Origin of the sequence: Pseudomonas sp. Sample_24 (assembly GCF_004307605.1) — a bacterium.
Lineage (GTDB): Bacteria > Pseudomonadota > Gammaproteobacteria > Pseudomonadales > Pseudomonadaceae > Aquipseudomonas.
In genome coordinates, this window is sequence record NZ_RCNW01000460.1 from 1 (window position 1) to 8,627 (window position 8,627).

At 61.1% G+C, this 8,627-nt stretch carries 8 protein-coding genes; 2 read left to right on the forward strand and 6 right to left on the reverse strand.

All coding sequences use genetic code 11. From position 1 onward, the window contains the following. A partial coding sequence (locus tag D8V06_RS26470; protein WP_130932121.1) for a DedA family protein occupies nucleotides 1-509 on the forward strand: 509 nt, incomplete at its 5' end. Here the strand turns inward: D8V06_RS26470 and D8V06_RS26475 are convergent. After that, complete coding sequence (locus tag D8V06_RS26475) at nucleotides 493-1,725, reverse strand: sterol desaturase family protein (RefSeq protein ID WP_130908596.1); 1,233 nt, start codon at nucleotides 1,723-1,725, stop codon at nucleotides 493-495. The genes D8V06_RS26470 and D8V06_RS26475 overlap by 17 nt on opposite strands. Before the next feature lie 116 nt (nucleotides 1,726-1,841). On the opposite strand from D8V06_RS26475, the gene elbB reads away from it, so the two are divergent. Beyond that, nucleotides 1,842-2,510 (forward strand): isoprenoid biosynthesis glyoxalase ElbB, encoded by a 669-nt coding sequence (gene elbB, locus D8V06_RS26480; RefSeq protein WP_056854101.1) that lies wholly within the window; start codon nucleotides 1,842-1,844, stop codon nucleotides 2,508-2,510. 167 nt (nucleotides 2,511-2,677) lie between these two features. On the opposite strand, the gene D8V06_RS26490 is transcribed toward elbB, so the two are convergent. From D8V06_RS26490 to D8V06_RS26510, 5 genes are all read right to left on the reverse strand, one after another. Next, nucleotides 2,678-3,133 carry a YaiI/YqxD family protein gene (locus D8V06_RS26490; RefSeq protein WP_056854102.1) on the reverse strand — a complete coding sequence of 152 codons (456 nt, stop codon included), beginning with the start codon at nucleotides 3,131-3,133 and terminating at the stop codon, nucleotides 2,678-2,680. A 104-nt stretch (nucleotides 3,134-3,237) separates the two neighbouring features. Then, the gene (locus D8V06_RS26495; RefSeq protein ID WP_130903823.1) at nucleotides 3,238-5,136 is read right to left on the reverse strand and encodes a cytochrome c/FTR1 family iron permease; all 1,899 of its coding nucleotides are present in this window, start codon (nucleotides 5,134-5,136) and stop codon (nucleotides 3,238-3,240) included. Between the two features lie 188 nt (nucleotides 5,137-5,324). Then, the gene (gene rhtB, locus D8V06_RS26500; protein WP_130903822.1) at nucleotides 5,325-5,957 is read right to left on the reverse strand and encodes a homoserine/homoserine lactone efflux protein; all 633 of its coding nucleotides are present in this window, start codon (nucleotides 5,955-5,957) and stop codon (nucleotides 5,325-5,327) included. Nucleotides 5,958-6,061: 104 nt separating this feature from the next. Next, nucleotides 6,062-6,643 carry a mechanosensitive ion channel family protein gene (locus tag D8V06_RS26505; RefSeq protein ID WP_056854105.1) on the reverse strand — a complete coding sequence of 194 codons (582 nt, stop codon included), beginning with the start codon at nucleotides 6,641-6,643 and terminating at the stop codon, nucleotides 6,062-6,064. Further along, a complete protein-coding gene (locus tag D8V06_RS26510) occupies nucleotides 6,643-8,553 on the reverse strand; it encodes an ATP-binding cassette domain-containing protein (RefSeq protein ID WP_130903821.1) in 1,911 nt (636 codons plus the stop codon). The genes D8V06_RS26505 and D8V06_RS26510 overlap by 1 nt, the downstream gene beginning before the upstream one ends. Nucleotides 8,554-8,627 lie beyond the last annotated feature (74 nt).

An 8,627-nucleotide genomic window follows, 5' to 3' on the forward strand; every position in this document is an offset into this window, starting at 1 on the left:
ACCTGGTGGTGGTCGTGGCGTTCTTCGGCAGTTATGCCGGCGATCAGCTGTGGTATTTCATGGGGCGCAAGCATGGGCGCAAGTTGCTGGCGCGCAAACCACGCTGGCAAATGATGGGTGATCGGGCGCTGGAACACATCCGCAAGCACCCGGACATCTGGGTCCTGAGCTTCCGTTTCGTCTATGGACTGCGCACAGTGATGCCGGTGGCGATCGGCCTGTCGGGCTATCCACCGGGACGCTACCTGTTGCTCAACGGAATTGGCGCGGCGATCTGGGCCACTGCATTGGCGGCGGCCGCCTATCACTTCGGCGCGGTTCTGGAGGGCATGCTCGGCAGCATCAAGAAATACGAACTGTGGGTCCTCGGCGCCCTGCTCATCCTGGGCCTGGGCTTGTGGTTGCGCCGGCGCTTCAAGAACGCCCGCCTGGCCAGACAGGTCTACGCCGACGAGCAGGCCCTGAAAGCCGAACAGGCGAAAACCGGCGAAACTAAGCCAATCGAGTGAAGCGGTTTCGACAGCAGTAAAGACCGATACCGCTCAGCAGGCTGTAACTGAGCAGGCCGATCCAGCCCACCGCGCTGGCCGGCCACAGCCCCACCAACGGCGCCAGCCACACCAGCGGCACGTTGGACGCCAGCCGCAACAGTTCCACCTTCAATGCCCAAGGGCGATTCTCCAGGGCCACGCCCAGCACGAACAGCCCCAGCGCCACGGCGCCCCAGCCAAGCACCAATGCGGCCGTTGGCAGGCTCGGCTCAAGGTTCATCAAATAGCTGCCCAGCGCGACGTAGACGCAGAATTGCAACAGCACATAGAGCTGCTGACGCCCGTCCAGCGGCACTTCGAATTTGCGGAACTGGCTCAGATCCGGCTTGTTCATCGGGTATTTGGCGGCCACGTCCGCCGGCCGCCAACCGGTGCGCATGAACCAGATCCGCAGCTTGTCCCAGGTGCTTTCGGCACGCCGCGCGTCAGCCCACAACTGCGCGTAGAACTGCACGTTCGCCCACAACGGATTCCAGCTCGCCAGCGGCGTGGTCACGCCGAAAATCACCGGCTCGTTGTCGTCCTCTTCCTGGAACGAGCCGAATAGACGGTCCCAAATAATGAACACCCCGCCGTAGTTGCGATCCATGTAGAGAGCGTTCTGTGCATGGTGAGCCCGATGATTGGATGGCGTGACGAAGAACCACTCGAACCAGCCGAGTTTGGGAATATGCCGGGTGTGCACCCAAAACTGGTACAGCAGGTTCAGCGCCGCGACGCTGACAAACACCAGCAAGGGCACGCCCGCGACGGCCATGGGCAGGTAGAAGATCCAGCTCAGCAGAAACCCGGTACTGGTCTGGCGCAGGGCGGTGGAAAGGTTGTAGTCCTCGCTCTGGTGATGCACCGAATGCGCAGCCCAGAGAATATTGCGTTCATGGCCCATGCGGTGAAGCCAGTAATAGCAGAAGTCATAGAACACGAAAGCGAACACCCAGACCCAGACACTGTCGGCCGAGAGTTCGAACAGTGCCAGGTGCTTGAGGGCAAACGCGTAAGTCAGCAACCCCACGCCTTTGGTCAGCAGACCCGTGGTGGTGGACAGCACGCCGGTGCTGATGCTGTTGATGGCGTCTGCCAGCCGATAGTTGCTCACCCCGCGCCAGCGGTCGGCCGCCAGTTCGATGGCAATCAATACAAAGAAAAACGGCACTGCATACAGAATGAAGTCCATGACGCGCCCTGGTCGGAATCCTGAGGACAGATGCTAGGTGTACCCGCGAATTAACCCTATGGCAACGAGTGACAAATTAGTGGACATTTAACGCCATGAATCTGGAGAAAAAGCCCATGAGCAAAAAAGTTGCAGTGATCCTTTCCGGTTGTGGTGTGTACGACGGCGCCGAGATCTACGAGAGCGTGATTACCTTGCTGCGCCTGGACCAGCGCGGCGCGCAGGTGCAGTGTTTCGCGCCAAACATTGCGCAACTGCATGTGATCAACCACCTGACCGGCGAAGAAATGCCCGAATCGCGCAATGTGCTGGTGGAGTCGGCGCGCATCGCCCGCGGCGAAATCAAGGACATCCGCGAAGCCGACGCCGAAGACTTCGATGCGCTGATCATTCCCGGCGGCTTCGGCTCGGCCAAGAACCTCTCCAACTTCGCCATCGAGGGCACCGGCTGCACCGTGCAGCCCGACGTGCTGGCGTTGACCGAAGCCTTTGCCGAAGCCGGCAAACCAGTGGGGCTGATCTGCATCTCGCCAGCCCTGGCGGCAAAGATTTATGGCCCCGGCGTGACCTGCACCATCGGCAACGATGCCGACACGGCGACGGCGCTGAACAAGATGGGCGCCACCCACCAGGAATGCGCCGTCAGTGACATCGTTGAAGACAAGGCGCGCAAACTGGTGAGTACCCCAGCCTACATGCTGGCGCAATCGATCAGTGAAGCGGCTTCAGGGATCAACAAACTGGTCGACCGCGTCCTCGAACTGACCCACGAAAACGACGCTTGACCCGTCGCTGCGATTGACTCCTGTGGCGAGGGAGCTTGCTCCCGCTCGACTGCGCAGCAGTCGCAAAACCGATTGCTGCGATTTTTCTGAAAACTGTCGCGGCAGGTTTGGGGGTTGCTTCGCAACCCAGCGGGAGCAAGCTCCCTCGCCACAACGACTGCATTCGCTCAAGACTGGCGCGATAGCCGCGTCAAGATCCGGTCCAGCGCATTGGCAAACGCCTGTTTCTCACGCTCGCCAAACGGCGCCGGCCCGCCGCTCATCTGCCCTTGCTCGCGCAAGTCGGTGAACAGGTTGCGCACCGCCAGCCGGTCACCCATGTTCTGCGAGTCGAACTCCTTGCCCCGCGGGTCCAATGCCGCAACGCCCTTTTTCACCAACCGGTCGGCCAGCGGCACATCGCTGCAAATCACCAGCTCACCGGGGACTGCATGTTCCACCAGATAGTCGTCGGCGGCATCCGGGCCGCTCGGCACCACGATCAACTTCACCAGCGCCAGGCCTGGTTTGATCTGCGGCTGTCCGGCCACCAGCACCACTTCGAAACGGCGCTTGAGGGCAAACTTCACCACCAGATCCTTGGCCGCCCGCGGGCAGGCGTCGGCATCGATCCAGACACGCATTGTGTTTTCCTCGTTAAAAGCATCGCGGGCAAGCCATGCTCTACAGGATAGCGCCGTCTGTAGGAGCAAGGCTTGCCCGCGATCATGAGCGCAGCGAATGCTGTTTAAGAAACCGCCAACCGACGCTTCTCGACTACCCAGCTACGACCATACAACACGACGATCGCAATGATCGCCACAGCCTGCGCACTCAACGAATACGCATCGGCATGAATACCCAGCCAGTCGAACTCAAAGAACGGCACCGGTCGCGTGCCGAAGATCCCGGCCTCCTGCAACGCCTTCACGCCATGCCCGGCAAACACCACCGACAACGCACACAACAAAGCGGCATTGATGCTGAAAAACAGCGCCAACGGCAGTTTTGCCGAGCCGCGCAATATCACCCACGCCAGGCCCACCAGCAGCACCAGTGCCGTGGCACCACCCGCCAGCACCGCATCATGGCCAGCAGGACCTGCCTGCAACCACAGGGTTTCGTAGAACAGAATCACCTCGAACAGCTCGCGATACACCGAGAAGAACGCCAGGATCGCAAAGCCGAAACGCCCGCCACCGCCCACCAGGCTGCTCTTGATGTAATCCTGCCAGGCCGCGGCGTGACGACGATCATGCATCCACACCCCGAGCCACAGCACCATGACGCTGGCAAACAGCGCCGTCGCGCCTTCGAGCAATTCACGCTGGGAACCGCTGACATCAATCACATACGCCGCCAGCGCCCAGGTGGCCAACCCCGCGACCAGCGCCAGCCCCCAACCGACGTTGACGCTGCGCACGGCCGATTGCTGGCCGGTGTTACGCAAGAAGGCGAGAATCGCCGCCAGCACCAGGATCGCTTCCAAACCTTCGCGCAATAGAATCAGCAGGCCGGAAATGTAGCTCAGGGACCAGCTCAAGCCATCGCTGCCCAACAAACCGGCGGAGATTTTCAGTTTGGCCTTGGCCGCCTCCAGACGCTGCTCGACCTGCTCTACCGGCAAGCCATCCTGCAACGACTGACGGTAAGCCATCAGCGATTTTTCCGTGTCTTTGCGCACGTTGGCGTCGACGTTGTCGAGGGAGCTTTCGACCAGTTCGAAGCCTTCCAGGTAGGCCGCCACCGACAAGTCATAGGCCTGATCGTGTTCGCCGGCACGATAGGCTGCAACGCTCTTGTCCAGGGTCGCGGCGGTGTAATCGAGCAATTGCGCCGGGCCACGCTTGACCTGCGGCGGTTGTGCCCGTTGGGCACGGAATATCGCCGCCGCTTGCGCACCGTCCACGGCCTGCACTTCGGCCGGAGTCTGGCGAGCCAGATCGGCAATGTTGTAGGACTTGTCACTGCTGACGGTCGCCGGATCGGCGCTGAAGCTGGCGATGTACGTGGCCAGGTCCCAACGCTGACGATCATCGAGTTGATCGCCGAAGGCGGGCATATCGGTGCCTTCCACCCCCAGATTCAAGGTGTTGTAGATCGCGTAAAGACTCAGGTGATCCAGGCGCGCGTTATCACGCAGATTGGCGGGTGGCGGGGTCAGACCGACGCCCGCAGGACCGTCACCCGCGCCGGTATCGCCATGGCACACCGAGCAATGCTGGGCGTACAGCGGCGCCCCTCGGGTCGGATCCGGAGTGATGATCGGTGCCTGACTGACCTCATAGGCCACTGCCAGTTTTGCCCCCAGTTGCCGCGCCAGACGGGCAACCTCGGCCCCCTCCTGACGCGCAGCAATGGCGCTGTGCAGCTTGCCGATGCCCTGCACCAGCTCAGCCTTTTCCGGTTTCGCTGGCATGGCCGCCACCAAACCTTGCAAGACCTGGACGAATTCCAGCTGCTCGCGGTACTCGGATTCGCTGACGACGTTGCCTGCTTGTACCGCACCCGGGTAGTCCGCACCGATATAGTCGAGTAAATGCAGTGCTTGCGGTGCGCCTTCCACCGTGTCCGCCAGCAGATTGAAACTGCACAGGGCAAACACAGGCGCTATCAGCCAGGCCAGGAAACGGGACGGGGCACTCATGAATGATTCTCAGCTGGAAATACGAAGTAACATATTGTTCCCTCCCAATCACTTTCACTCAAGCTTTGTTGTGCTGTTTTGACAAACATCCTGCGCGAGCCAGCCCCTGACAAGCGTGTCGCGGGTACCGAATCCCTGAAACGAAAAAGGCGACCCGCAAAGGTCGCCTTTTTTGTACTGACGGGTGTCTACACCGCTGTTTTACGCAAGGTGGCCATGAACGCCGCCGCGCCAATGAACAGTCCGGCAAAGGTGCGGTTCATGCGCTTCTGCTGTTTTGGTGTACGCAACAGACGCAGCACTTTGGAGGCCAGCCCGGTGTACCCGGCCATGACGATCAGGTCGACGCAAATCATGGTGACGCCAATGATCACGTACTGGATCAGTAGTGGCGCGTGCGGGTCGATGAACTGCGGCAACACCGCGAGCATGAACACCAGCGCCTTGGGGTTGCTGATGTTTACCAGAAACCCGCGGAACACCAGCGCCATCGGTTTGCCGATCTGCCGCACTGCCGCGTCATCGCTCATGTCGCCAGGCAACGCGCGCCATTGCTTGATGGCGAGATACACCAGGTACGCCACGCCAAACCATTTGATTGCGTAGAAGGCTGTGGCGGAGGCGGTGAGAATCGCGCCGACACCGGCGCCAACAATCGCGATCTGCACCGCAAGGCCCAGTTGCAGGCCCAAGGCGTTCCAATAGCCGCGCCAGAAACCGTATTGCAGGCCGCTGGACATCGACGCAATGGCGCCGGCGCCCGGTGACAGGCTGATCACCCAGCAGGCGGCAAAAAACGCCAGCCATGTTTGAAGCTCCATTGCACACCTCGACTCGAACTCGTGACAGACGTCTAAGCTAATGCGGCTTTGGGCTGGTGACTACCGATTTTTTGCATGTGAAAAGGCTGCGATCCCAAGCCGGCTTACTTTTCGAACCCGCTCGAAGGGAACATGTCGGTCCCCCGCCAACGCCGAACCGAACGCTGGAAGAACAAACTGTTGGGCACCTGCACCATCGCGCTGCCGGTGCCGAGCTCTTCGGCTTCGATCAATGTGGTGTAGAGCAGATTGATCGCCACGACACGGCCCTTGACCCCGGGTTTGTCGGTGGTGTCCACCAGTTCGACCACATCGCCCAGGCGAAACGGGCCAACGGTGAAAATCAGGATCGCGCACAGCAGGTTCGACAACACACTCCACATGGCGAAAAACGCCACCGCCGCTACCGCGACAAAACCGGACAACGCCGTCCACAGCACCGTGGCCGACACTCCCAGGCGTTCCAGTACGAAAATCAGGGCACTGCCCATGATCAGCCAACGCAGGCCACCGCGTAGCGGCATCAGCAACTGTGGCGGGAACGGGTAGCGCTCGCCGAGGCGGGTCAGGCACTTGGCGACAAAACGCTGGGCCAGGTAACCGGCCAGCAGGATCAGCAGGATTTGCACGCCGAGCCATATCGGTTCGGCCCACATGGCCGGCAACGGAAGTCTGAAGGCCTCCATCAGGACAGCGCCTCCAGCTCCGCCTGCATGCTTTCCAGCAGTTCCAAAGCTTCCATCCAGGCCTCTTCCAGCTCCGCTTCGCGTACTTTGAGCTTGGCTTGTTCGGCCAGCAGATCACGCAAGTCGTTCTTGCGCGCCGGCTCGTAGATGTCACTGTCACCGAGGCTGGCATCAATCTTCGCCAGTTTCTCGTGCAGCTTGCCCAGCTCGGCTTCGAGCTTTTCCGCTTCACGCTTGTGCGGCGCCAGTTGCTGACGCAACGCGGCTGCAGCCTGACGCTGGGCCTTCTTGTCGGTTTTGTCCGGATTGACCGGCGTATTGCTTACCGGCGCATTGCGCTGGCGGTAATCCACCAGCCAGCGGGTGTAGTCTTCCAGATCGCCGTCGAACTCTTCGACCTTGCCGTCCGCCACCAGATAAAAATTGTCGGTGGTGCTTTTGAGCAGGTGACGGTCGTGGGAAACCACCAATACCGCGCCACTGAATTCCTGCAAGGCCATGGTCAGCGCCAGGCGCATTTCCAGGTCCAGGTGGTTGGTCGGCTCATCGAGCAGCAGCAGGTTCGGCCGATCCCAGGCGATCAACGCCAGCGCCAGGCGCGCCTTCTCGCCACCGGAGAAATTCAGCACCGGCTCGTCGATTCGCGCGCCTCGGAAGTCGAAACCACCTAGGAAGTCGCGCAGGGTTTGTTCGCGTTCGGTGGGTGCCAGGCGCTGCAAATGCAGCAACGGACTGGCTTTGGAATCCAGCGAGTCCAACTGATGCTGGGCGAAGTAACCGACCACGGTGTTCTCACCACGGGTCAAGCGACCCGCCAGCGGCGACAGCTCGCCTGCAAGGTTCTTGATCAGGGTCGATTTGCCGGCACCGTTCGGCCCGAGCAAACCGATCCGTGCACCGGGGGTCAGTTGCAGCTTGACCTTCTCCAGCACCGCTTTGTCGCCGTAACCCAGGCGAGCATCAGACAGGTCGATCAGTGGGCTGGAAATTTTCTGCGATTCGCGGAACACAAAATCGAACGGCGAATCGACGTGAGCCGCGGTCAGCTCTTCCATCCGCTCCAGCGCCTTGATCCGGCTCTGGGCCTGACGGGCCTTGGTAGCCTGAGCCTTGAAGCGGGCGATGTAGCTTTCCATGTGCGCACGTTGCGCCTGCTGCTTCTCATAGGCCTGCTGTTGCTGGGCCAGGCGTTCGGCGCGGGCGCGTTCGAAGGCACTGTAGCCACCGCGATACAGCGTGATCTTGCGCTGATCGACGTGGGCCACGTGATCGACCACGGCATCGAGGAAATCCCGGTCGTGGGAAATCAGCATCAAGGTGCCGGGGTAACTTTTGAGCCACTCTTCGAGCCAGATAATGGCATCGAGGTCCAAGTGGTTGGTCGGTTCGTCGAGCAGCAGCAGGTCCGATGGACACATCAAGGCCTGCGCCAGGTTCAGACGCATCCGCCAGCCGCCGGAGAAATCCCCGACCTGACGATCCATCTGCTCGTTAGTGAAGCCCAGACCGGCCAGCAACTTGCGCGCCCGGGCATCGGCGGTGTAACCGTCGGCACTGTCGAGCTCGGAGTGCAGGCGGGCCTGTGCGGCACCGTCATGGGCCGCTTCGGCTGCCGCCAGGTCTCGCTGTACCTGGCGCAGGCGCAAGTCGCCATCGAGCACGTAGTCGACCGCCAGGCGATCGAGCGTGTCGACCTCCTGGCGCATGTGGGCGATACGCCAGTCGCCCGGCAGCAAGCAATCACCCGAATCCGGGTGCAGTTCACCCCGAAGCAAGGCGAACAGGCTCGATTTGCCGGCGCCGTTGGCACCGATGAGGCCGGCTTTCTGGCCGGCGTGCAGGGTCAGCTCGGCGTCTTCTAGCAGACGTTGCGGGCCACGCTGTAAAGTCAGGTTCTGAAGTCGAATCATAATGGCGGCGGAGTCTACCAGCTTCGCTCGCAACTGGCGCGAGTAGCACTATGTCCTCTGACCTGTGGAGCTTT

Bases quoted from the DNA above. Each gene is read 5' to 3' on its own strand.
- D8V06_RS26510 (WP_130903821.1), bottom strand. From the start codon at position 8,553: ATGATTCGACTTCAGAACCTGACTTTACAGCGTGGCCCGCAACGTCTG.
- elbB (WP_056854101.1), top strand. From the start codon at position 1,842: ATGAGCAAAAAAGTTGCAGTGATCCTTTCCGGTTGTGGTGTGTACGAC.
- D8V06_RS26505 (WP_056854105.1), bottom strand. From the start codon at position 6,643: ATGGAGGCCTTCAGACTTCCGTTGCCGGCCATGTGGGCCGAACCGATA.
- D8V06_RS26490 (WP_056854102.1), bottom strand. From the start codon at position 3,133: ATGCGTGTCTGGATCGATGCCGACGCCTGCCCGCGGGCGGCCAAGGAT.
- rhtB (WP_130903822.1), bottom strand. From the start codon at position 5,957: ATGGAGCTTCAAACATGGCTGGCGTTTTTTGCCGCCTGCTGGGTGATC.
- D8V06_RS26495 (WP_130903823.1), bottom strand. From the start codon at position 5,136: ATGAGTGCCCCGTCCCGTTTCCTGGCCTGGCTGATAGCGCCTGTGTTT.
- D8V06_RS26475 (WP_130908596.1), bottom strand. From the start codon at position 1,725: ATGGACTTCATTCTGTATGCAGTGCCGTTTTTCTTTGTATTGATTGCC.